The organism is Vicinamibacterales bacterium (genome assembly GCA_035699745.1).
In the GTDB taxonomy this organism is placed as follows: domain Bacteria; phylum Acidobacteriota; class Vicinamibacteria; order Vicinamibacterales; family 2-12-FULL-66-21; genus JAICSD01.
This window is the reverse complement of sequence record DASSPH010000107.1, coordinates 137,825-160,329: the sequence shown is the minus strand read 5'-3', so window position 1 is coordinate 160,329 and position 22,505 is coordinate 137,825. Positions and strand designations below refer to the sequence as shown.

Below are 22,505 nucleotides of genomic sequence, written 5' to 3'. Positions count from 1 at the left end.
GCGGATGACCACCCGGACCATCGTGCGAATCGCCTGGCGCAACCTGTGGCGCAACCGGCGCCGCACCGGTCTGGCGCTGACGGCGATCGCGCTGTCGGTGACGCTCGTGCTCCTCTACGACGGCATGCTGCGCTGGGAGGGAGACTACATGCGCGAGACCGTGACCGGACCGATGCTCGGCCACGTCCAGGTGCATGCCCCGGAATGGCGGCGGAACCGCGCCATGGATCGCACGCTGCGGGATGTCCCGGCCACGGTTGCGGCGCTGGCGCGCGATCCGGATGTCGCGGCGGTGAATCCCCGCGTCTACGGTCCGGCGCTTGCGGCGATGGGACAGGAGGGATTCGCGGTGATCGTCCTCGGCCTCGACATGAGCGCCGAGTCGCGCCGAGGCGGACTGCTCGAGCGCAGCGCCGCCCGCGCCGAGGGGCGCCGCGTGCTGATGGGCCGCGCGCTCGCGGAGCAGATGCAGGTCAGCCCCGGAGTCGAGATCGCGATTGTGGGGCAGGCGGTGGATGGGTCGCTGGCGAACGATCTCTTCACCGTGGCGGCGGTGATCGACACGCCGGTGGACTTCGTCAACCGCCAGGCGGTGATGATGGCGCTGGAGGAAGCCCAGGCGCTGTTCGCGATGCCGGGCGAGGCCCACGAACTGGTGATTTACGCGCGCGATCCGGAGAAGGCCGCGGCGCTGGCGGCGCGGCTGAACGGATCGCCCGCCGTGCAGGGGGCCGAAGCGCTCGACTGGCAGACGCTCGCCCCGTCGATGGTGGACCTGATCGAGCTGGTCGAGATCGCGTGGGTGTTCGTGCTGCTGTTGGTACTCGTGGCTGCCGCGGCGGGCGTCGCCAACACCATGCTGATGGCGACCTACGAACGCACGCACGAACTCGGCATGCTGCTGGCGCTCGGCGTGGCGCCTCGCCGTCTGGTGGAGATGATCCTGCTCGAATCGGTGGCGCTGGGGACGATCGGAAGTCTGCTCGGGACGGTGGCCGGCGGCCTGCTGGTGTTGTGGGCGCATCAGAACGGCGTCGACTACGCCACCCTCACCGGCGGCGGCCCGCAGCAGTTCTCCGCGTTCGGCATGAACTGGTCGCTGCGGGTCTATCCGCGCCTGGAATGGATCGACATCGTGAGGGTCGTCGTGGCCGTGGCGATCACGTCGACGATTGCGTCCGCCTGGCCTGCCGCGCGCACGGCGCGGCTGCAGCCGGCGCGCGCGCTGCGAGACTGACATGATCTGGGTTGCCAGCCGCTACGCCGGCCGCAGCGTACGCCGGAACGCCCGGCGCACGGTGCTGGCGATCGTCGGCATCGCCGTCGGCTGCGTGCTCGCGCTGCTGATGGAGAGTCTCAACCGCGGACGCGGCGAGTTGTTCGCCCGCGTCGGCGCCACCAGCGGCGTCGGCCATCTGCGCATCGTCCCGGCCGGCTGGCCGGTCCGGCGCGATCCGGGATTGCGGCTGGCCGATGCCAATGCCGCGCTGGCGGCCGCCCGCGCCCGCCGCGACGTGCTGCGGGCGGCGCCGCGCACCCGCGCAGACGTTCTGCTTGCCGTGGGCACTCACGTCGTGCCGATCGAAATGGTCGGCGTCGATCCGGAGATCGAGCCGCACCTCTTCCGCTACGTCCGCCGCGTGGAGCAGGGGAGGTATCTCAACGCCGGCGAATCCAACACTCTCGTGCTCGGCAGAACCATCGCCGAACGGCTGTCGATCACGGTCGACGACGAAGTGGTCGCCACCGCCGTCGATCCGCACGGCGACATTCAGAGCGCGCTGTTCCGCGTGGTCGGGATCGTCAGCACGGGGAGCGAAGACGCCGACGCAACGGTGTGCCAGGTGCCGCAGGCTGACGTCGAGCGGCTCAGCGGATCGGCGGGCACCGGTGAGGTCAGCCTGGTTCTCGCGGACTACCGGCAGGCGGACGTGGTGCGGGCGGCGCTGGCGGCGCGCATCGCATCCGGCGACCGGGTCATGACCATGACCGAGCTGGCGCCGGAGATCGAGGGGCACTTCAGACAGGACGCGGCCTCGGCGCGGTTCGTCAGCCTCGTGATCCTGTTGATCGTCGTGCTCGGCGTGGCCAGCGCGCAGCTCGCCGCCGTGCTCGAACGCCGCCGCGAATTCGCCGTGCTGTCGGCGCTCGGCATGAGCGCCGCCGGGATGGTGAAGCTGGTCGTGCAGGAGGCGGTAATCCTCGGCACCGCCGCGGGGCTCCTGGCGCTCACCGTCGGCGTCCCGATGGTCTGGCGCCTGGCGCGGACCGGCCTCGACTTCCGCCGCTATGTGGGGAGCGCGTACGCGTTTCAAGGCGTGCTGTTCGATCCCGTGATCCTGGGGGACTTCGGCTTCTGGATCGTTCCCTACGTCTTCATCGTCGCCATGGGCGCAACGATCGTCGCGTCGCTGTATCCGGCCTGGTACGCGGCGCGGACGGATCCTGCGGTGGCGCTGCGGGTGGCGCAATGACCGGGACCGTGGTCTCTGCGAGGGGCCTCACCAAGGAGTTCTCGACCGGCCGGCAGCGCGTGCTCGCGCTGCGCGGCGTGGACTTCGACGTCTCGCCCGGCGAGTTTCTCGCGCTCGTGGGCCCGTCGGGCAGCGGCAAGACGACGCTGCTGAATCTGATCGGCGCGCTCGACGTTCCCACCGCCGGGGAGCTGACCGTCCTTGGCGAACGCGTGGCCGCGCTCTCGAAGCGTGCGCGGGCGCACCTGCGGCTGCACTCGATCGGCTTCGTGTTCCAGGCCTACAACCTGGTGCCCGTGCTGACCGCGCTCGAGAATGTCGAGTTCGTGCTCGAGCTGCAGGGGATGGGCGCGGGGCGGCGGGCGCGCGCGAAGGACGTGCTCGGCGAGCTGGGACTGGGAGATCTGGCGGACCGGCGGATCGGGGAGCTGTCCGGCGGGCAGCAGCAGCGCGTCGCCGTGGCAAGAGCGGTCGCGGCCCGGCCGCGTCTCGTGCTGGCCGACGAGCCGACCGCCAATCTGGACGGAGAGAACGCGGAGATCCTGATGCACCTGATGCGGGATCTTCGCGAGCGCCACGGGATGACGTTCATCTTCTCGACGCACGATCAGCGCGTCGTCAATCACGCGGTTCGGGTGGTGACGCTCGTCGACGGCCGTGTCGCGCGCGACGAAGCGACGCCAGGCGAAGCGCCGCACGAGATCGTGCCCGGCACCGGCGTGCCCGCCGTTGCCGCCCGGAGGTAGCGTGCGGGCGCGCCTGCTGCGGCTCACGCTGATGGCGCTGGCGCTTCAGCCGGCCGCCGTCAGCGCGCAGCAGCCGGAGGCGGGCGCGCCGGCGGTCGCGTGGCGCTATTCGATGAAGAGCAGCGCCCTTCTGGCGCGCCTGCCGGACGCCCCGCCGGTGTCCGCCGGGGGCACGCTGGCGGCGGGGTTCTGGCGGTTCCGTCTCGAGCCGCAGCCGCGCCTGGACGGCCCGATCGGGTTCGAGCTCGCGTTCGAGCAGCGGATCCAGGTGCGTTCGTCCGCGTCCGGGGCGGGAGCGATGTTCGCGCCGTCCGGCGGAGACGCACCGTATCGGATCGCGCAACTGGACTGGACGGTGGCATCCGGCGGCAGCGCGGAATGGCGCGCAGAGATCGATCGCGCGGCCGTGCGGCTGCGCCTCCCGCGCATGGACGTGACGGCGGGACGCCAGGCGATCGGCTGGGGGCGCGGCACCCTGTTCGGCGCGGTCGACCTGTTCGCGCCGTTCACGCCGCTCGAAGTGGATCGCGAGTGGCGGCGCGGCGTGGACGCGGTCCGCGCCGAGATCAAGATCACGGATCGGGTCTCGATGGACGCGGTGGCCGCATTCGATCGCACGCGGGCCGGGTCGACCGGCGCGGTGCGGGTGCGCGGCTACTCCCGCCGGATCGACCTCGAGGTGCTCGGCGGCTCGCGCGCCGGCGAGCCCTTCGCCGGAACGGCGGCCTCCGCCGCGATCGGGGACATGGAGTTCCACGCCGACGCGTCGTTCTTTCGCGCGGACGGCGCGGCCGTCGGCAAGGCGGTCGCCGGCGGATCGTACCGGATCCCGCTCGGCAAGGGGATCTTCACGTGCGCCGAGTACCACTATTCCGGCTTCGGCGCCCGCGCCTCTTCGGGCATCGCCGCCGCCCTGGGCGATCCGCGATTCCGCGCCCGGTACCTGCGTGGAGACACACAGATTCTGGGCCGCCACGCCCTTGCCGTGCTCGCCTCCTACGAGCACTCCGCCGCCGTCAGCGCGAGCGCCCAGTGGCTTCACAGCCCATCGGACGCGTCCGGCCTCGTCGTGCCGTCGATCACCTACACCGTCGACGATCGCTGGTCGGTGCTGTCCAGCATCTACCTGCCGTACGGCCGCGGCGGACGTGACGGCGTGGCGCGCGAGTTCGGCGCGACGCCCGTCGCCGCGTTCCTCCAGGTCCGGATGTACCGCTGAGACGGCGCGTAAAGCTCCGCACCACCGCGAACAATTCCTCAGCGTCGCGTGCTTCGCATCCCGCACAGCCGTCCGTCCGCGTGGCATGGCCGTTGCCATGTTGCCGTTGGAATGCGCGGCGGCGCGCGCCGGGCAAGCCCAGGAGTGACGGAGGCAATCATGATCGCGCTCAAGAAAGTTCTGGTGGCGACCGACTTTGGCCCGGCCGCGGAGTCGGCCCTGCGCTACGGACGGGCGCTCGCCCGAGGATTCGGCGCCGAGCTGCACCTCCTGCACGTCGTCGACAACCTGTTCGCCCGGGCGGTGATGGGTTATGCGTATGCCGCGATATCACCGGCGGTGCAGGAAGACCTCGAGCGGGCGGGACGGCGCCAGGCCGAGGCGCTGCTCGGAGACGACGACCGTCGCGACCTGCATGCCGTCGCGGCGACGATGACCAGCACCAGTCCGGCAGACGCGATCGTCGAGTACGCGCGGACGCATGCGATCGATCTCGTCATCATCGGCACTCACGGACGCGGTCCGGTCGCGCACCTGCTGCTCGGCAACGTGGCGGAGCGGGTGGTCCGCATCGCGCCGTGCCCGGTGCTCACGGTCCGCGAGCACGAGCACGAGTTCGTGCTGCCCGACGCCCTCGTGCCCGCCGCGGAGTACGAGCCGGCGGCGAAATCGCGCGACTGAGAGCGCGCGCGGGACAGAGCCGCGCGGGTTGGTCGGGTCAGCCATCGGCCGGGACCGGATGTCCCGGCGCACAGCGAGGTACCGTATGTCCGCCGGTTCTGTCGGCCTGCAAGACACCCTGTTCGTGCTCGACTTCGCGGGAATCACGCTGAACGACGTCGCGCGCGTCGGCGGCAAGAACGCGTCGCTCGGAGAACTGTTCCGGACATTCGGACCGCGGGGCGTCGGCGTGCTCGACGGGTTCGCGACGACCGCCGCCGCGTACCGGCGCCTGCTGCGGGCCGGCGCCCTGGAGTCGCGGCTGCGGTCGATCTTCTCCGCGTTCGATCCCGAGAACCTCGCCGAGCTCGCCCGGCGCGGCCAGCTGGCGCGCGCCGCCGTCCTCGAAACGCCAATCCCGGACGACGTGCGGACCGCGGTCCTCGACGGGTATCAACGATTGTGCGCCCGGCTCGGGCGCGAGCCCGAGCTCGCCGTACGATCGTCGGCGACCGCGGAAGACCTCCCCGAGGCGTCGTTCGCCGGCGCCGCGGAGACCTTCCTCAACGTGCGCGGCCGCGAGGAGCTGCTGCGCGCCGTGCACGCCTGTTTCTCGTCGCTCTTCACCGATCGCGCGATCAGCTACCGGGCGCGGCTCGGCTACGACCAGCTGCAGGTCGCGCTGTCGGTCGGAATCATGCCGATGGTGCGCTCGGACCGCGCGAGCTCCGGCGTGATGTTCACGCTCGACACCGAGTCCGGATTCCGCGACGTCGTCACGCTGTCGGGGGCCTACGGGCTCGGCGAGTTCGTCGTGCAGGGCGTCGTGTCCCCCGACGAATGGACGGTGTTCAAGCCGACGCTGGCCACCGGGCATCGCGCCATCATCGGCCGCCGCCTCGGCACCAAGGAAGTCCGTCTCGTCTACGCGGACGGCAGCAAGGCGACGCGCAGCGAGCCGGTGCTCGCGGCCGAACGCGCACGATTCTGTTTGGATGACGACGGCGTCCTGACGCTTGCCCGATGGGCCTGCCTGATCGAGGAGCACTACTCGGCGCTGGCCGGGCACCCCCAGCCGATGGATATCGAGTGGGCGAAGGACGGCGTGACCGGGGCGCTCTTCATCGTGCAGGCCCGGCCGGAAACCGTGCACGCCAACAAGCCGCGCACCGCCGCCGCGGAGGTGTACCGGCTGAAAGAGGCGCCGCCCGCCCCGCTGGTCCGCGGTCAGGCCGTCGGGGAGCGCATCGGCGCCGGCCGCGTGCGGGTGGTACGCGACGTCGCCGCACTGCAGGACGTCGCCCCCGGCGACGTGCTGGTCGCCGAGATCACCGATCCGGACTGGGAACCGGTCATGCGGCGAGTCGCCGCCATCGTCACGGACAAGGGAGGACGCACCGCGCACGCGGCGATCGTCTCCCGCGAGTTCGGGTTGCCGTGCATCGTCGGAACGGGAAATGCGACCGCCGCGCTCCGCGAGGGCGAGCACGTCACGGTGTGCTGCGCGGAGGGAACCGAAGGCCACGTGTATCCCGGGGCGCTGCCGTTCGAGGTGGCGCACGTCGACGTCACGAACGTTCCGCAGACCCGCACCAGGGTCATGCTGATCGCCGGCGATCCGAGCCAGGCGTTCGCGCTCGCCGCCATTCCGAATGCCGGCGTCGGACTGGCCCGCACCGAGTTCATCGTGACGAACCACATCGGCATCCATCCGATGGCCCTGGCGCGCTTTCCCCGGCTGAAGAGTCCGACGACGGTTGCGGCGATTGCCGCCAGGATCGGCGAGCAGGCGCCGCGAGACTTCTTCGTTCAGCGTTTCAGCGAGGGTGTCGCCCGCCTGGCGGCGGCGTTCCATCCCAAGCCGGTGATCGTGCGGATGAGCGACTTCAAGACCAACGAGTACGCGCGGCTGCTCGGCGGCGCCGAGTTCGAGCCGGCGGAGGAGAACCCGATGATCGGGTTCCGCGGCGCCTCCCGTTACTACGATCCGCGATACGCCGACGGCTTCGCGCTCGAGTGCCAGGGGATCGCGCGGGCGCGGCACGAACTGGGACTCACGAACATCAAGGTCATGATCCCGTTCTGCCGGACGGTGGACGAAGGGCGCCGCGTGCTGGCGGCGATGGCGGAGCACGGCCTGAAGCGAGGTGAGGGCGGCCTGGACGTCTACGTCATGTGCGAAGTACCGTCCAACGCGATCCTCGCCGACGAGTTCCTGCAGGTGTTCGACGGCTTCTCGATCGGATCGAACGATCTGACGCAGCTGACGCTGGGGCTCGATCGCGACTCCGGGACCGTGGCGCACCTGTTCGACGAACGCAACGAGGCGGTGCGCTGGTTGATCGCCCGGGCGATCGCGGCGGCGCACCATGCCGGCAAGCCGATCGGGATCTGCGGCCAGGCGCCGTCGGACTACCCGGAGTTCGCCGCGTGGCTGGTCGACCAGGGCATCGACTCGATTTCACTGAACCCCGACGCCGCCATCGGCGCGCTGCTGCGGATCGCATCGGCCGAAGCGGCGATGCCCGCCGTTGCGGGGGCGTGACCGCGGGCTACGGACTCGGCGGATCGACGGTGGTGAGACGGCGGCGCGCCGCCTCGAGTATCGCGGGACCGTCGCTCTTGATTCGTGACGTGATCGCCGCACGCGCCACGCCTCCCCAGAACCCGTCCAGCAGGTCCACTTCCGACCTGTGAACGTGCACGAGGTACCGCCTGGACCAGTCCGCATTCCTCACCACGGCGAAGATCTCCAGCGAGGCATCGAGGTAATGGGTGGCAAAGATCTGAATCGCGATCGCGAAGGTCTCGACCGGCGAGCCGGCGTCCGGCTCGACGAGCAGCACGTGCGTCGCGCTGACGATGGTCTTGCCGCCGAGCAGCTCTTTCGACCAGTAGATGAAGCCCTGGTGCGGGCCGATGAAGGCCGCCGGGCAGCGGGCGGCTTCGTCGAGGATCCCCGGAGCGATCTGCTCGAGCACGGACGTGTTCGCGGCGATCGAGCTGAACGCGGCTGACGGAGACCGCGGCACGCGGTGATCGGCATTGTCATCGAGGGCCGCGTGGCTGCCGCGCAGGTAGGCGGCCACCCGCCGCAGCACGATGGCGCGAAACCCGCGCTGCACGGCATTGCGCCAGTCCGTCCCCGCCCCGGCGATCGTCCGCTGCAGCTCCAGAATCTCCGCCGCGGTGAGCTTGACGTTGCAGTGGCCCGGGCGGCAGGTCCGGATGTCCTCGAGGTCGCGATCGTCGAGCGTCGCGGCGCCGAGGTCGGTCGCCGCGAGCGGTGTCGAGAAGCGGCCGGTCGCGATCACGTTGGGGTTGTTGCGCAGCTGCTCCGTGCGCCGAATCCATCCGCGCGCGCGATGGCGGTCGTCGCGGCTGTCGATCCCGATCGCCGAGAACACCGCCAGCTGGCGGCCCCCGGCCCGCGGCAGCGTCAGCACCGGCGTTCCGCGATCGAGCGCCCGCCGCTCGGCCGGCCGCAGCACGATCGCCGGCCGGAAGATGTCGAACGGGTCGAGGTGCGACGCGGCCAGGACGGCCGCCTGCATCGCGAGGGTCAGCGGCAGCAGCATTCGAAGGCGAGGCATCTGGAGAGTCCGGAAGCACAGAACAGACCAGCACGGCCGCGCGGCGAAGTCGGCATCCGTGCCGTGGATTCTTTCGCGCGCCTGCGGACTTCTCCGCGCCGCGGCGGGCGCGCGCGCGGCGCACGGCTGCGCCGCCGCAGGTACCCGGCTTGCTCACTCGCACGGTATGTCGAGGCGTCAGGTCTGCGCACCGCTGGTCTGCATGCTGGCGGCGTTGTGGCTGGCGGACGGGACCGCCAGCGGACGCAGCGGCGGCGAACGGTATCGCGTGATCGAGTCGCGGCAGGAGATCGCGGGCGTTCTCGCGACAGCCGCGCCGCCGGACATCGCGCGCCTCGAGCGGCTGAATCGCGCCGACGAAGCGCACCTGCCGCGGCTGCGGGCGCTCGTCATTCCCCTGTCCGCGGCGGAAGACGGCCTCGCCGACAGCGTGCTGCCGCGCCGCTACGAGCCGGCCGCGTCGTCGCCGACGTTCCTGGTCGTCCACCTGCCGGGCCAGCTCTTCGGCGCCTACGAGCTCGGGGCGCTGGTGCGCTGGGGACCGATCAGTTCCGGCCGGCGTGACAGTGCGACCGCGCCGGGGCTCTTTCACTTGACCTGGCGCTCGCCGGGACGCCACAGCACGGTGAATCCCGACTGGTTCATGCCGTGGTACTTCAACTTCGACGTGCGGGAAGGACTGGCGTTCCACGCCTACTCGCTTCCCGGGTATCCCGCGAGCCACGGCTGCATCCGTCTGCTCGACAGCGATGCGCAGTGGCTGTACCAGTGGGGCGACGGGTGGGCGATCGATTCGCGGCTGCGTCTGCTCGCGTCCGGCACGCCGGTGCTGTTCGTCGGCACGTACGACTTCGCGGCGCCGCCGCCGTGGCGATCGATCGAGTGGCTCTCGCGCGAGATCACGCTGCCGCCCCCGGCACACTTTTCCAATCCCTAGCGTTCAGGAGGCGAGTATGTCTGAGCGAAACCCGATCGCACGGCTTCGCAACCTCTCGTCGGACATCGATCGCATGTTCGAGGACTGGACCTCCTTCCGCCGGCCGTTCTTCGCCCGGGTGACGACGCCCGAGCCGGCACCGTGGTTCCCGAAGGTGGACGTCTTTCAGCGCGACAACCGGCTGATCACCCGCGTGGATCTTCCCGGCATGAAGAAGGAAGACGTCGCGGTCGAGGTGATCGACGGGCAGCTGACGCTCTCGGGCGAGCGGAAGCGCGAGATCGAGGAGAAGAAGGATCAGATGTTCCGCAGCGAGCGCGAGTACGGCAGCTTCTACCGCACCGTTCCGCTGCCCGAAGGAGTGAAGACGGAAGACATCCGCGCGACCTTCGCGGATGGGGTGCTCGAAGTCAGCATGCCGCTGCCCGCCCGCATCAAGGCGGAGGCGCAGCGAATCCAGATCGACGAGCCGCAGACGCCGGCCAGGACGGCGGCCTGAAGCGGCCGCGCAGAGCACGGGAGCGGGATCATGTCGCACAAACATCTGTTGTTCCGGTCGGAAGCACGTGAGAAGGTCCTCCGCGGCGCCACCGCGATTGCCGACGCCGTGCGGGTGACGCTGGGCCCCCGGTCCCGCTGCGTGCTCATCGAGAAGAAGTGGGGCAAGCCCCTCGTCTGCAACGACGGCGTCACCATCGCGAAGGAGTTCGCGCTGGAAGACGCCGACGAGAACCTCGGCGCGCAGATGCTGCGGGGCGCCGCCGAGCGCACCGGCGACACCGTCGGCGACGGGACGACCACGGCGACGCTGCTGGCGCACGCCATGGTCGCCGACGGCGTCCGCAACATCGCCGCCGGCGCGAGCGCCATCGATCTCAAGCGCGGCCTCGATCGCGCCACGCGCGCCGCCATCGACGCGCTGCGGGCGCAGTCACGTCCGGTGAAGAGCGAGCAGGAGAAGCAGCAGGTCGCCACCATCTCGGCCCACAACGATCCCTCCATCGGCGAGCTCGTCGCCCGGGCGATCGAGAAGGTCGGTTCGGAGGGCGCCGTCACGGTCGAAGAGGCCAAGGGCACCGAAACGACGATGGAAGTGGTCGAGGGACTGCAGTTCGACCACGGCTATCTGTCGCCGTACTTCGTCACGGATCCCGAGAAGATGGAAGCGGTGCTGGACGACGCGCTGGTCCTGCTCTACGAAGGAAAGATCACGAATCTCAAGGATCTGCTGCCGGTCCTGGAGCAGATCGCCAAGCGCGGCTTGGCGCTGCTCGTGGTCGCCGAAGACGTCGAAGCCGAGGCGCTCGCCACGCTCGTGGTCAACCGCCTGCGCGGCGTGCTCGCCAACGTCGCGGTGAAAGCGCCGGGCTTCGGCGACCGCCGCAAGGCGATGCTGCAGGATCTGGCCGTCGTGACCGGTGGAACGCTGATCGCGCAGGAGCTTGGCATCAAGCTCGAGACGGTGACGCTGGAGCAGCTGGGGCGCGCGTCGCGGGTCGTCGTCGATCGGGACCACACCACCATCGTCGGCGGCAAAGGGGAGAAGGCGGCGATTGCCGGCCGCTGCCAGGAACTGCGGCGTCAGATCGCCGACAGCACCTCGGACTACGACCGCGAGAAGCTCGAAGAGCGGCTGGCGAAGCTCTCCGGCGGCGTCGCCGTCATTCGTGTCGGCGCGCCGTCCGAGGCCGAGATGAAGAGCCGGCGCGAAGCCTTCGACGACGCGATTCACGCGACGCGCGCGGCGATCGTCGAGGGGGTCGTTCCCGGCGCCGGACTGGCGCTGCTGCGGGCGATCCCGGCGGTCGAAGCCGAAGCGGCGACGCTGCAGGGAGACGAGCGGGCGGGCGCCCACGTCCTTCGCCGCGCGCTCGAAGCGCCGGCCAGGCAGATCGCCGAGAACTCCGGCGTCGACGGCGGCGTGGTCGTCGAGAAGATGCGCTCGGGGACGGGCAACTTCGGGTTCGACGCCGCGGCCGGCCGCTACGTCGATCTCGTCGAGGCCGGCATCATCGACCCGACGAAGGTGGTGCGGCTGGCGCTGGAGAACGCGGCGTCGACCGCCGGCGTCCTGCTGCTGACGGAAGCGACGCTGACCGACGTCCCCGATCCGAAGGCGGAGTCGGCGGTCTCGAGAGGCGACGGCGACCTGTGACGCGGAGCGGCCGGTGAAACTCGCGGTCCTCGCACTCGATTACGACGGAACGATCGCACGCAACGACGTGCTCGATCCCGGCGTGCGCACGGCGATTGCCGCCGCCCGCACGCGCGGCATCGTCGTGCTGCTCGTGACCGGGAGGATTCTCGCCGAGCTGCAGCGCGTCGCCGGGGATCTGCACTTCGTCGACGGCGTCGTCGCGGAGAACGGGGCGGTGCTGCACCTGCCGGAGAGCGGCCGGACGTCGCTGCTCGCGCCGGTGGTGCCGGAACGGTTCCTGGCGGAGCTGCGGCTGCGCGGCCTGCCGTTCGTCGCAGGGCAGTGCCTGGTGGACGCGGACGCCAACGACGCCCCGCGTCTGCTCGAGGTCATCCGCGCCTGCGAGCTGCCGCTGGTGCTGATCTTCAACCGCGGCCGCGTCATGGTGACGTCGCAGGGGATGAGCAAGGCGACGGGGCTCCGCGCGGCGCTCGAGACCCTGCGGCTGTCGCCGCGCAACGCCCTGGCGATCGGCGACGCCGAGAACGATCACGAGCTGCTGCGCCTGGCGGAAGTCGGCGCGGCCGTGGCATGGGGCAGCCCGGCGCTGCAGGCCGCGGCGGACGTGGTCGTTCCCGGCGCGACGCCGGCGGCGATCGCCGAGTACGTGAACCGCGTGACGCCGACGGCCCGACTGCCGGTGCCGCGGCAGGCCCGCCGCCGGCTGCTGCTCGGCCATCTCGAGGACGGCCGCGAGTTCTCGCTCGCCGCCCGCGGCCGCAACGTGCTGATCACCGGGGACGCGAAATCGGGCAAGTCCTGGGTCGCGGGGCTGCTGTGCGAGCAGCTGATTCTCCAGGGCTACTGCGTCTGCGCCATCGATCCGGAAGGGGACTACAGCTCGCTGGAAGGGCTGCCGGGCGTCACGGTGCTCGGCCGCGAAGACGCTCCGCCCACGCCGCGCGACCTGCTGCGGGCGCTGCGCTATCCCGATCGCAGCGTGGTCATCGATCTGTGCCGGCTGCCGCACGACGAGAAGCTGCAGTACGTACGCTCCGTTCTGCCGGCGTTGAACGTGCTGCGGCGGCGGACCGGGCTGCCGCATCGCATCCTGCTCGACGAGGCGCACTATTACCTGCACGACGCCGACGCGCCGCAGCTCCTGGATCTGGAGCGGAACGGCTACACCGTCGTGACCTACTGCGCGTCGCACCTGCCGAAGGCGCTGCTGGCCGCGACGGAGGTCATGATCGTCACGTGCGAGTCGGACCCGGCGGAGATCGCGGCGCTGCGCGCCAAGTGCGCGGGGTGCGGCGCCGTCGACCCCGCGGCCTGGGTGGGGTTGTCCCGGCTGCACGCCGGCCAGGCCATCGCCCTGCCGATTACCGAGGAGGCGGGCGGTGAGCTCCGGCTGTTCACGATCGCCCCCCGCATCACCCCGCACGTCCGGCACCGCGAGAAATACGTCGACGTGCCGGTGAGCGCGCACCGCGCCTTCGTGTTCAACACCAACGGGCAGCCGCTCCGCGCCCGCACCCTGCGGCAGTTCGTCGAGGAACTCGAGGGCACGCCGCCGGCGCTGCTCGCCGGCCACCTGACGCGGGGCGACTTCTCCCGCTGGATTGCAGACGTCTTCGGCGACCGTGCGCTCGCCAGCGATCTGCGGGCGGTGGAGGAGCGCTATCGATCCGGCTCGCGGGACGAGATCGTGCCGGACCTGGCCAACGCCGTGCGCGCCCGCTACGACCTCGCCGGGGAACCCCAGCCGGCACTGGCGTGAACTCTTCCCACCGCGCTGCGAACTCCTCCGCACCGTAGGTCCGCCTTCCGTCCGACTCGGGCCCGAATGCGCGATCCAAGCCGGGCACAGCGATTGCTGAGGTGGCCGCAGAGATCATTCACGATGTCGGCACTGCACCAGCCCGAATCGTCACCCGCCGATCCGCACGACGAGACCCGCCTGCGCACCCGCGTCGAGGCGGAGTTTCGCGAGATGCCGGGACTCACGCTGACGCTCCCGCAGGCCGCGCGCCTGTTCGCTATCGACGTCGTGCGATGCGAGCGTGTGCTCGGCACGCTCGTCGAGGAGGGGACGCTGGCCACCAACGGCAGGACCTTCGTCTGGGCCTGGAGCGGCCGGCGTTCGGCATAGCGGCGATGACCATCCTCCATCGCGCGATCGCCGCGGCGCTGCTGGCGAGCGGCTGCGCGTCCGCGCCGGCGGTTCCGCTGCGGGGAGCGCCTGCAGCCGTCGCGTCGCTGGCCGGGGAGTGGGACGGCACCTACAGCAGCCGCGCGACCGGCCGCAGCGGGTCCATCTGGTTCAAGTTGATCGACGGGGAAGACCACGCGCACGGCGACGTCGTCATGACGGCGGCCGGCGCATCGACGGCTTACGGGCGGCAGGGGCCCGAGGGATATCTCCACCCGTCCGATCGACGCCCGCCGAACGAGGCGTTCCTGACGATCCGGTTCGTCCGCGCCGCGGATGGCCGCGTCGATGGCGTCCTGGACCCTTACTGGGACCCGGCATGCGCCTGCTGGGTGCTCACCGCGTTTCACGGGGAGATCGGCGACGGCCGCGTGGCCGGCACGTTCGTCTCCCGGTTCGGCGAGTCGATCGCCAGCGGCCGGTGGGAAGTCACCCGACGCCGTTCCCGCAGCCATTGACCAGGCCCGTCCAGGCCGCCCACGCCGTCGGGCCCGCGGGGAATATTCTGCCGGCGCTGGGGAAAAATCCGCATGACCCAGGGGCGATTGGCGAAAATTGGCCGGAATCCGCGGATCCAGCCCCGGCATCCTGCCTGCACTGAGGCCCGGGTGAGTCATGTCGAAAGCCAACATTCTCGTCGTCGATGATGAGGCGCTGATTCGCTGGTCGCTGCGGGAACGGCTGACCTCCGACGGGTATTGCGTGCTGGAAGCGGGCACCGGCGAGGAGGCGCTCGAGAAACTGGCCGAGGGGATCGACCTCGTGCTGCTCGATTACCGGCTGCCGGATACCGATGGCGTGAGCGTCCTCCGCAAGATCAAGGAATTCGACCAGGACATCCTGATCGTGATGCTCACCGCCTATGCCAACGTCGACACTGCCGTCGAGGCGATGAAGCAGGGCGCCTATCATTTCGCTCACAAGCCGTTCAACCTCGACGAGGTCGCGGCGATGGTCGAGCGCGCGCTGGAGACGACGCGGCTGCGGCGCGAGGTCCGGCAGTACCGCACCAATGCGGCGCGGCCGTACAGCCTGCAGCGGCTGGTCGGGGAATCGCCGGAGATGCGCGCGCTGCGCTCGCTGGTCGGGCGGGTCGCGGCGAGCCCGGCATCGACCGTCCTGCTCACCGGCGAGAGCGGCACCGGCAAGGATCTGGTCGCCAAGATCATCCACTACGCGAGCGCGCGGGCGTCCCGGCCGTTCATGAACATCACCTGTTCCGCGCTGCCCGAACAGCTCCTGGAGAGCGAGCTGTTCGGCCACGAGCGCGGCGCCTTCACCGACGCCCGGCTGCAGAAGAAGGGGCTGCTGGAGATCGCGGACGGCGGCACCGTCTTCCTCGACGAAATCGGCGAGATGTCGGCGGGCCTGCAGGCGAAGCTGCTGCGGTTCCTCGAGGAGAAGAGCTTCAAGCGCGTCGGCGGCGCGCAGGATATCCGCGTCGACGTGCGGGTGATCGCGGCCACCAACCGCAACCTCGAGGAGGAAGTCAGCCGCCACCGCTTCCGCGCCGACCTGTTCTTCCGGCTGAACGTGCTGCCGATCGAGCTGCCGCCCCTGCGGTCGCGGCCGGACGACATTCCGCTGCTGGTCGACTACTTCATCGACGGCTTCAACGCCGAGCTGAAGAAGCGTGTGCAGGGCGCGACCACCGCCGCGCATGCACTGCTGCGCGGGTACGGCTGGCCGGGCAACGTGCGCGAGCTGCGCAACGTCATCGAGCGCGCGATGCTGCTGTCGGACGGCACCCGCCTCGACGCGCACGACTTCACGCTGTCGGCGACCGCCGCGAGCGTCGCCAGCGAGTTCGAGCTGCCGGCGGGAGGGGTGGATCTCGAAGAGCTCGAGCGCAGCCTCGTGGTGCAGGCGCTCAAGCGCAGCGGCGGCAATCAGACCAAGGCCGGCACCTTCCTCGGGCTGAATCGCGATCAGATCCGCTATCGGATCGAGAAATTCAATCTGGCGCCGGTCGGCTCGCGCTGATCTCGCCGCTCCGGCGAAAAGGACGGACCCGCGAATGATTACCACCGAGAGCGGCACGGACGTCGTGCTGCGTGACGGATCCACGATCGCCGTGCGGCGCGCCGCCGACGGAGACGTGCAACCCCTGCTGACGTTCCTGCAGTCGCTGTCCCCCCAGAGTCTGTACTACCGCTTCCACGGCATCCCGCAGCTCACCGAACCGCGCATCCGCGCCTTGATCGGACTCGACGGTTGTCCGGCGACGACGCTGGTCGCGGAGTCGGGCGGGCGGATCGTGGGATTCGCGACCTGGCACCAGGTCCAGCGGCCGTCGACCCGCGCCGAAGTGTCGTTCGCGGTGGCCGACGGGTTCCAGGGGCACGGCATCGGCACCCGGCTGCTCGAGCAGCTGGCGAACCTGGCGCGGCGGGAAGGGATCGAGACGTTCGACGCCTACGTCCTCGGCGACAACGGGCAGATGCTGCAGGTGTTCCGCGACTCGGGACTGGCGGCCACCGTGTCGTTCCAGGCGGGGACCTGGCACTTCGCGCTGTCTCTCGCGATCACGGACGAGTTCGTGGAGCATTCCGCTGTCCGGTCGCAGAACGCCGCGGCGGCATCGATGCGCGCCTTCTTCGAGCCGCAGGTCGTGGCCGTGATCGGCGCGAACCGGCAGCGCGGACGGATCGGATCGGAGATCCTGAACAACCTGGTCGAGGCCGGGTTCACCGGGACGATCGTGCCGGTCCACCCGACCGCGGAGGAGATCGCCGGCCGGAGAGCGTACCCGCGCGTCACCGACATTCCGGGCCCGGTCGATCTCGCGATCGTCGTCGTCCCGGCCGGGCGCGTGCTCGACACGGTCGACGACTGCATCGCCAAGAGCGTCCGCGCGATCTGCGTGATCAGCGCCGGCTTCAGCGAGTGCGGGACGGAAGGACGCGCCCGCGAAGCGCTGCTGCTGGAGAAGGTGAGACGCGCCGGCTGCCGGCTCATCGGCCCCAACTGCATGGGGCTGCTCAACACGGATCCGTCGGTGCGGCTCAACGCTACCTTCTCGCCGGTCTACCCGCCGCGCGGCACGGTGGCGATGTCGACGCAGAGCGGCGCGCTGGGGCTCGCCATTCTCGACTACGCCCGGCGGCTCGACATCGGGATCTCGAGCTTCGTGTCGGTCGGCAACAAGGCGGACGTGTCCGGCAACGACCTCATCCAGTACTGGGCCGAGGATCCTCACACGTCGGTGATCCTGCTGTATCTGGAGAGCTTCGGGAATCCCAAGAAGTTCGCCGAGATCGCCCGCCGGGTGGGGCGGACGAAACCGATCGTGGCCGTGAAGGCCGGCCGATCGACCGCCGGGTCCCGGGCGGCCGCGTCGCACACCGGCGCGCTCGCCTCGAACGACGTCGTCGTCGACGCGCTGTTCCGCCAGGCCGGCGTCATTCGAACGGAGCGCCTCGAAGAGATGTTCGACGTGGCCGCGCTCCTGTCGCACCAGCCGGTTCCCCGCGGCGCGCGCGTCGCGATTCTCACCAACGCCGGCGGTCCGGGCATCCTGGCGGCGGACGCCTGCGAGGCGAACGGGCTGGAGCTGCCCTCCTTGAGCGAGGCGACGCGTTTGGAACTGCGATCGTTCCTGCCCGCGGCGGCGAGCGTGAACAATCCGGTCGATCTGCTGGCTTCGGCGACGCCGGAGCACTTCGGCCGTGCGCTCGGGGCGATTCTGCGGGACGCCGCGATCGACAGCGTGATCGCGATCTTCATTCCGCCGCTGGTCACCGAGCCGCAGGCGGTCGCCGGCGCGCTCACCGCCGCGGCGGCGGATCATCACGACAAGCCGGTGCTCGGCGTGTTCATGCGCGCCGAGGGGGCGCCGGCATCGCTGGCGCCGATCCCGTCGTATGCGTTTCCCGAGTCGGCCGCCCTCGCGCTCGCCCGCGTGACCGCGTACGGGAAGTGGCGGGAGACGCCGATCCTGCCCGCGCCCGCGCTCGAGCGGTTCGACCGCGATGCCATCCGCCGCATCGTCGAGGGGGCGGGCGCGCGGGGGCCGGGCTGGCTCTCGGCGGAGGAAGCGCAGGCGCTGTTGACGGCTGCGGGCATTGCCATCCCCGCATCTCGGGTCGTCACCAGCCCCGCCGGGGCCGTCGAGGCGGCGTCGCGGATGGGATATCCCGTCGTTCTGAAAGCGCTCGGCCCGGCGCTGCTGCACAAGACCGAACGCAAGGGCGTCACGCTCAATCTCACCGATGCCGCCGGGGTAGAGGCGGCGTACGCGGACTTGGCGACCCGCCTCGGCTCCGACATGACATCCGTTCTCGTGCAGCGGATGGTCGCGTCAGGTGCAGAGATGATCGTCGGCGCGCTGCAGGACCCGTTGTTCGGCGCGCTGATCGCGTGCGGGACGGGGGGCGTCATGGTCGACGTGCTCGCCGACACCTCGTTCCGCCTGCACCCGCTGACGGCGACGGATGCCGCCGACATGATCGGCGAGCTTCGCGGCGCCACGCTGCTGCGCGGCTACCGGGGATCGCCGCCCGCCGACGAACAGGCCCTGCGCGAGGTGTTGCTGCGCGTCTCGGAGATCGTGGGAATCGCGCCGGAAATCCAGGAGCTCGATCTCAACCCGGTGATCGTCCTTCCCACAGGAGCCTGCGCCGCCGACGTTCGGGTGCGGATCGGCGCCGCCACTGCGGCGAAGCACGGCCGGAGGGTGGAGTACTGACGGGGGCGGGGGGTGAGACGTGCGCCGGCCGCACGTCTCACGTCTCATGCAGTCGGACTATGCGGCGCGAGTCGATTCCGGCGCGTGGACTTCCGGCACTCTGACGGTGACGACGGGGCAGGGGGCCATCCGCACCATCTTGTCGGCGACGCTGCCCATCATCAGCCGCGCCACACCGCCGCGGCCGTGGGTCGCCATCACGATCATGTGAACGGCGCCGTGCTCGTGCAGGTACTGCAGGATCTCGCGCACCGGCTCGCCGTGGCGCAGCACCATCGAGGCGTGATAGCGCTCCTTCTGTTCCGGCGTGAGCTGCGCATCGAGCTGTTCGCGCGCCTGCCGCTCGCGGCGCTCGAAGAACTCCACGGGCGGCGTGTAGAACTCGGTGTAGGCGCCGAGCGGATAGGGGTTCTCGACGACGTGCAGCACGCTCAGCTCGGCGTGCAGCGCGTCGGCCAGCCCGCAGGCGTACTTGAGGGCGGCGGCGGATGCATCGCTGAAGTCGGTCGGCACCAGGATCTTGTTCAAGTCGGTCATCGTCGTTCTCCGGCTGCCACGGCGGCCGCGGCGCGGGACGGCGTGTGCGGCGCGTCCGGCGCGGTTGGGTGGATCGCCACTTTCATGACGCCGTCGGCCTGACGGCTGAACAGCTCGTAGGCGTCGGGGAGCTGCTCGAGGGAGAAGTGATGGGTGATCAGCGGCGTCAGATCGACGCGCTCATGCTGCACCATCCGGAGGAGGCGCCGCATGCGTTCCTTGCCGCCAGGACACAGCGTCGTGACGATGCGCTGATCACCCAAACCTGCGTGCAGGGCGTCGTAGGGGGCGACCAGCTTGCCCGAGTAGACGCCCAGACTCGAGACCGTGCCGCCGGGGCGCACGGAGCGCAGCGCCGCTTCGAAGGTCTGCTGACGCCCCAGGGCCTCGATCGCCACGTCCGCACCGCGGCCGTCCGTCAGTCCGCGAATCGCGTCGACGGCGTCCACGCAGCCGGGATCGATGACGACCGAGGCCCCGAACTTGAGCGCCATGTCGCGCCGCGCGGCGATCGGATCCACGGCGATGATGAGGCCGGCGCCCCGCAGTCTGGCGCCGAGCGTGGCGCACAGGCCGATCGGCCCCTGCGCGAACACTGCGACGCTGTCGCCGAGCCGTACCTGACCGCTCTCGGCGCCGGCGATGCCGGTCGAGGCGATATCGGGGAGCATCAGCACCTGGTCGTCGGTGAGCTCCCCCGGCACGACCGCGAGATTGGCCCGCGCATCCGGCACCAGCAGGTATTCGGCCCACGCACCATCGATGGTGTTGCCGAAACGCCAGCCGCCGAGCGCGCCGCGACACTGCGAATGGGCGCCGTTGAGACAATAGAAGCACTGCCCGCACGGCGTAATCGCCCCGGCGATGACCCGCTGTCCGACCGTGTAGTCGTCGCTGAGTCCTTCGCCGAGCTCTGCGATCACGCCGACGGGCTCGTGTCCGAGAATGAGGCCGGGCCTGACGGGGTACTCCCCTTTTACGATGTGGACGTCGGTCCCGCAGATGGTCGTGGCGGTGATGCGGATGACCGCTTCTCCGGCGCGGGGCCGCGGCCGGGCGACCTCCTCGACGCGGATGTCATTGACGCCACGAAACAGCACCGCTTTCATCGTGTCCATGTCCGGCCTTGTTCGAGTTCATGCGACAGAGAGCAATCGGAGTGCCGGACACGCCCCCCATGAAAGACGGCGATCTGCCCGCGCGGGCCTCGGCGCCGCGCGGATCAATCCGCACCGGCGCGAAACTTTCCGCGCCTGCTGCGGCGACGCGCCCGGACCCGCACGGCCGGCGCCGCCGGTACGCGGCTTGCCGTGCGAGCCGGACGAAGGGGAATGCCATGCGTATTACAGCCATCTCCACCAAGGATCAGATCCTGCGCGAAGCGGTGATCCGCCAGCTCGCGTGGGAGCCCTCGTTCGACGAATCGCTGGTCGGCGTCTCGGCCGAGGACGGCGTCGTGACGCTGTCGGGGTTCGTCGACACCTACAGCGCCAAGCTGGCGGCGGAGCGCGCGGTGCGGCGCGTCTACGGCGTGCGCGGGATCGCCAACGAGCTCGAGGTCAAGCTGGCGCACGACCACATCGATCCGGACCTGGCGCGCGAAGCGCTGGACGCGCTGAAGAAGCGCGTCGACGTTCCGCTGGGCATCGGCGTCACGGTGCGCAACGGCCACCTGACGCTCACCGGAGAGGTCGAGTGGATGTTCCAGAAGCTGGCGGCGGAACGCGCCGTGCGCTACCTGCGCGGCGTGCGCGGCGTCGCCAACAAGATCGAGATCAAGCCGCGGACCTCCCCCCGCGACGTCGAGAAGCGCATCGCCGACGCGCTGCATCGCTATGCCGACCTGGAGGCGCGCCGCATTCACGTCACCGCCGAGGGCGGGCGGGTGATCCTGACCGGCAACGTCCGCTCGTGGCGCGAACGCTACGACGCGATGCATGCCGCGTGGTCGGCGCCCGGCGTCTCGAGCGTGGACAACCGCATCGACGTGGTGCCGTGAGCGGAATACCGGCGGATGAGCGCCGCCCCGACTGGCTCGTCGGCATCGCCGCGTCCGCCGGCGGCATCGGCGCGATCCGCACGATCCTCGCGGCGCTGCCGCTCGATCTGCCTGCCGCGGTCGTGCTGCTGCAGCACCGGTCGCCCATCCGCCAGGACGGCATGGGCGCCGTGCTGACCCGCGGCACACCCTGGCAGATACGTCTCGCCGCGGCAGGCGAACCGCTTCGTACCGGGCAGATCTATCTCGCGCGTCCTGACCGACACCTGATCGTCAGTCCCGACCGGACCTTCGAGTACCGGGACGGCACCAAGATCAAGTTCGTCCGCTCGTCCGCCAATCCGCTGTTCGCGTCCGCGGCGAGGGTCTTCGAGGGGCGCTTCATCGCCGTGGTCCTCACCGGCGGCGGCAGCGATGCGACGGACGGCGTGCAGGAAGTGAAGGCCTGCGGCGGCGTGGTGATCGCGCAGGACCCGGCCACCGCGGAGCACTGGAGCATGCCGCGCTCCGCGATCGCATCCGGCGCCGTCGACTACGTGCTTCCGATCGACGCCATCGCCCCCGCAATCGCCCACCTCGTCCGCGGCGAGGCCGTTCCCGCCGTTTCCGGAGGAATCGCATGACGTGACGCCTGGGCGCGCCGCGGAAGAATCACCACCACCGGGGAAAAATCGACGACCCATACCGCGCCCGCCCGAATCCGCCGGGGACGCGGCGAAGACGGCACCGGGCACGCTCCGTGCTGATTGCTGACGCAGGAGATTGACATGCTGGTCACCTTCCTGCGCCGTCTCGCCGGCGCCGCCATGCTGGATGCCGCCACCTACGAAGAAGTCGAAGCCGACCGCAGCGCCACCAAGCAGGCCCTGGGTGTCGTCCTGCTCTCGAGCATCGCCGCGGGAATCGGCCTGAACGGCGCGCGCGGCGTGGCGGCCACGTTGTCGTTCGCCGCGCTTGCGAGCGTGCTGGCGCTCGCGACGTGGGCGACGTTCGCGGTGGTGACGTTCCACGTCGGGTCGCGGCTGCTGCCGGTGGACGGCACCCGCGCCGACGCCGGCGAGCTGCTGCGCACCCTGGGATTCGCGGCAGCACCCGGAGTCATCCAGGTGTTCGGCCTGTTCAGCCCCGCGCCGATCGCCACGGCGGTCCTGGCGCTCGCGTGGACCATAGCCGCGAGCGTCGTCGCCGTCAGGCAGGCGCTCGACTTCAACAGCACGGGCCGCGCGATTGCCGTCTGCCTGGTCGGGTGGGGATTGCCGCTGGCCATCGCCGCCACGCTCGCAGTCGCCGTCTCCGGAGGATGA

At 70.5% G+C, this 22,505-nt stretch carries 20 protein-coding genes; 17 read left to right on the top strand and 3 right to left on the bottom strand.

The window, feature by feature from the left end; all coding sequences use genetic code 11:
- The first annotated feature begins 4 nt into the window (after positions 1–4).
- The 6 genes from VFK57_25085 to ppsA all read left to right on the top strand — a co-directional run bounded on the left by VFK57_25085 (position 5) and on the right by ppsA (position 7,644).
- Positions 5–1,237, top strand: coding sequence for an FtsX-like permease family protein (locus tag VFK57_25085; GenBank protein ID HET7699018.1), 1,233 nt, complete (start codon positions 5–7; stop codon positions 1,235–1,237).
- A gap of 1 nt (position 1,238) precedes the next feature.
- Complete coding sequence (locus VFK57_25080; GenBank protein HET7699017.1) at positions 1,239–2,474, top strand: FtsX-like permease family protein; 1,236 nt, start codon at positions 1,239–1,241, stop codon at positions 2,472–2,474.
- Positions 2,471–3,220 (top strand): ABC transporter ATP-binding protein, encoded by a 750-nt coding sequence (locus VFK57_25075; protein ID HET7699016.1) that lies wholly within the window; start codon positions 2,471–2,473, stop codon positions 3,218–3,220. The genes VFK57_25080 and VFK57_25075 overlap by 4 nt, the downstream gene beginning before the upstream one ends.
- Before the next feature lies 1 nt (position 3,221).
- Complete coding sequence (locus VFK57_25070) at positions 3,222–4,439, top strand: hypothetical protein (protein ID HET7699015.1); 1,218 nt, start codon at positions 3,222–3,224, stop codon at positions 4,437–4,439.
- Positions 4,440–4,598: 159 nt separating this feature from the next.
- Positions 4,599–5,120 carry a universal stress protein gene (locus tag VFK57_25065; GenBank protein ID HET7699014.1) on the top strand — a complete coding sequence of 174 codons (522 nt, stop codon included), beginning with the start codon at positions 4,599–4,601 and terminating at the stop codon, positions 5,118–5,120.
- An 85-nt stretch (positions 5,121–5,205) separates the two neighbouring features.
- Positions 5,206–7,644: a phosphoenolpyruvate synthase gene (ppsA, locus tag VFK57_25060; protein HET7699013.1), complete on the top strand. Its 2,439-nt coding sequence runs from the start codon at positions 5,206–5,208 to the stop codon at positions 7,642–7,644.
- A gap of 7 nt (positions 7,645–7,651) precedes the next feature.
- On the opposite strand, the gene VFK57_25055 is transcribed toward ppsA, so the two are convergent.
- Positions 7,652–8,692 (bottom strand): hypothetical protein, encoded by a 1,041-nt coding sequence (locus VFK57_25055; protein ID HET7699012.1) that lies wholly within the window; start codon positions 8,690–8,692, stop codon positions 7,652–7,654.
- Between the two features lie 166 nt (positions 8,693–8,858).
- Between VFK57_25055 and VFK57_25050 the strand changes: the two genes are divergently transcribed.
- The 8 genes from VFK57_25050 to VFK57_25015 all read left to right on the top strand — a co-directional run bounded on the left by VFK57_25050 (position 8,859) and on the right by VFK57_25015 (position 18,665).
- Positions 8,859–9,629, top strand: coding sequence for a L,D-transpeptidase (locus tag VFK57_25050; protein ID HET7699011.1), 771 nt, complete (start codon positions 8,859–8,861; stop codon positions 9,627–9,629).
- Between the two features lie 16 nt (positions 9,630–9,645).
- Positions 9,646–10,128, top strand: a complete 483-nt coding sequence (locus VFK57_25045) for an Hsp20/alpha crystallin family protein (GenBank protein ID HET7699010.1) — start codon at positions 9,646–9,648, stop codon at positions 10,126–10,128.
- Between the two features lie 30 nt (positions 10,129–10,158).
- Positions 10,159–11,784, top strand: a complete 1,626-nt coding sequence (gene groL, locus VFK57_25040) for a chaperonin GroEL (GenBank protein HET7699009.1) — start codon at positions 10,159–10,161, stop codon at positions 11,782–11,784.
- Between the two features lie 13 nt (positions 11,785–11,797).
- Positions 11,798–13,546 carry an HAD family hydrolase gene (locus tag VFK57_25035; protein ID HET7699008.1) on the top strand — a complete coding sequence of 583 codons (1,749 nt, stop codon included), beginning with the start codon at positions 11,798–11,800 and terminating at the stop codon, positions 13,544–13,546.
- 123 nt (positions 13,547–13,669) lie between these two features.
- Positions 13,670–13,918: a hypothetical protein gene (locus VFK57_25030; GenBank protein HET7699007.1), complete on the top strand. Its 249-nt coding sequence runs from the start codon at positions 13,670–13,672 to the stop codon at positions 13,916–13,918.
- Positions 13,919–13,923: 5 nt separating this feature from the next.
- Positions 13,924–14,436: a hypothetical protein gene (locus VFK57_25025; protein HET7699006.1), complete on the top strand. Its 513-nt coding sequence runs from the start codon at positions 13,924–13,926 to the stop codon at positions 14,434–14,436.
- Positions 14,437–14,593: 157 nt separating this feature from the next.
- On the top strand, positions 14,594–15,961 hold the full coding sequence (locus VFK57_25020) for a sigma-54 dependent transcriptional regulator (protein ID HET7699005.1): 1,368 nt from the start codon (positions 14,594–14,596) through the stop codon (positions 15,959–15,961).
- A gap of 34 nt (positions 15,962–15,995) precedes the next feature.
- Positions 15,996–18,665 carry a GNAT family N-acetyltransferase gene (locus tag VFK57_25015; protein HET7699004.1) on the top strand — a complete coding sequence of 890 codons (2,670 nt, stop codon included), beginning with the start codon at positions 15,996–15,998 and terminating at the stop codon, positions 18,663–18,665.
- Positions 18,666–18,722: 57 nt separating this feature from the next.
- On the opposite strand, the gene VFK57_25010 is transcribed toward VFK57_25015, so the two are convergent.
- Together VFK57_25010 and VFK57_25005 are read right to left on the bottom strand one after the other, a co-directional pair.
- Entirely contained in the window at positions 18,723–19,202 is a 480-nt protein-coding gene (locus tag VFK57_25010; protein ID HET7699003.1) for a universal stress protein, read from the bottom strand.
- Positions 19,199–20,320, bottom strand: coding sequence for an alcohol dehydrogenase catalytic domain-containing protein (locus VFK57_25005; protein ID HET7699002.1), 1,122 nt, complete (start codon positions 20,318–20,320; stop codon positions 19,199–19,201). Before VFK57_25005 ends, VFK57_25010 begins: the two co-directional genes overlap by 4 nt.
- Before the next feature lie 218 nt (positions 20,321–20,538).
- On the opposite strand from VFK57_25005, the gene VFK57_25000 reads away from it, so the two are divergent.
- From VFK57_25000 to VFK57_24990, 3 genes are all read left to right on the top strand, one after another.
- Positions 20,539–21,201, top strand: coding sequence for a BON domain-containing protein (locus VFK57_25000; GenBank protein HET7699001.1), 663 nt, complete (start codon positions 20,539–20,541; stop codon positions 21,199–21,201).
- The gene (locus VFK57_24995; protein HET7699000.1) at positions 21,198–21,824 is read left to right on the top strand and encodes a chemotaxis protein CheB; all 627 of its coding nucleotides are present in this window, start codon (positions 21,198–21,200) and stop codon (positions 21,822–21,824) included. The genes VFK57_25000 and VFK57_24995 overlap by 4 nt, the downstream gene beginning before the upstream one ends.
- Before the next feature lie 144 nt (positions 21,825–21,968).
- Positions 21,969–22,505, top strand: a complete 537-nt coding sequence (locus VFK57_24990; GenBank protein HET7698999.1) for a YIP1 family protein — start codon at positions 21,969–21,971, stop codon at positions 22,503–22,505.

Bases quoted from the DNA above. Each gene is read 5' to 3' on its own strand.
- VFK57_25055 (HET7699012.1), bottom strand. From the start codon at position 8,692: ATGCCTCGCCTTCGAATGCTGCTGCCGCTGACCCTCGCGATGCAGGCG.
- VFK57_25050 (HET7699011.1), top strand. From the start codon at position 8,859: ATGTCGAGGCGTCAGGTCTGCGCACCGCTGGTCTGCATGCTGGCGGCG.
- groL (HET7699009.1), top strand. From the start codon at position 10,159: ATGTCGCACAAACATCTGTTGTTCCGGTCGGAAGCACGTGAGAAGGTC.
- VFK57_25000 (HET7699001.1), top strand. From the start codon at position 20,539: ATGCGTATTACAGCCATCTCCACCAAGGATCAGATCCTGCGCGAAGCG.
- VFK57_25015 (HET7699004.1), top strand. From the start codon at position 15,996: ATGATTACCACCGAGAGCGGCACGGACGTCGTGCTGCGTGACGGATCC.
- VFK57_25085 (HET7699018.1), top strand. From the start codon at position 5: ATGACCACCCGGACCATCGTGCGAATCGCCTGGCGCAACCTGTGGCGC.
- VFK57_25045 (HET7699010.1), top strand. From the start codon at position 9,646: ATGTCTGAGCGAAACCCGATCGCACGGCTTCGCAACCTCTCGTCGGAC.
- VFK57_25080 (HET7699017.1), top strand. From the start codon at position 1,239: ATGATCTGGGTTGCCAGCCGCTACGCCGGCCGCAGCGTACGCCGGAAC.
- ppsA (HET7699013.1), top strand. From the start codon at position 5,206: ATGTCCGCCGGTTCTGTCGGCCTGCAAGACACCCTGTTCGTGCTCGAC.
- VFK57_25030 (HET7699007.1), top strand. From the start codon at position 13,670: ATGTCGGCACTGCACCAGCCCGAATCGTCACCCGCCGATCCGCACGAC.
- VFK57_25010 (HET7699003.1), bottom strand. From the start codon at position 19,202: ATGACCGACTTGAACAAGATCCTGGTGCCGACCGACTTCAGCGATGCA.
- VFK57_25020 (HET7699005.1), top strand. From the start codon at position 14,594: ATGTCGAAAGCCAACATTCTCGTCGTCGATGATGAGGCGCTGATTCGC.
- VFK57_25065 (HET7699014.1), top strand. From the start codon at position 4,599: ATGATCGCGCTCAAGAAAGTTCTGGTGGCGACCGACTTTGGCCCGGCC.
- VFK57_24990 (HET7698999.1), top strand. From the start codon at position 21,969: ATGCTGGTCACCTTCCTGCGCCGTCTCGCCGGCGCCGCCATGCTGGAT.
- VFK57_25025 (HET7699006.1), top strand. From the start codon at position 13,924: ATGACCATCCTCCATCGCGCGATCGCCGCGGCGCTGCTGGCGAGCGGC.
- VFK57_25075 (HET7699016.1), top strand. From the start codon at position 2,471: ATGACCGGGACCGTGGTCTCTGCGAGGGGCCTCACCAAGGAGTTCTCG.
- VFK57_25005 (HET7699002.1), bottom strand. From the start codon at position 20,320: ATGGACACGATGAAAGCGGTGCTGTTTCGTGGCGTCAATGACATCCGC.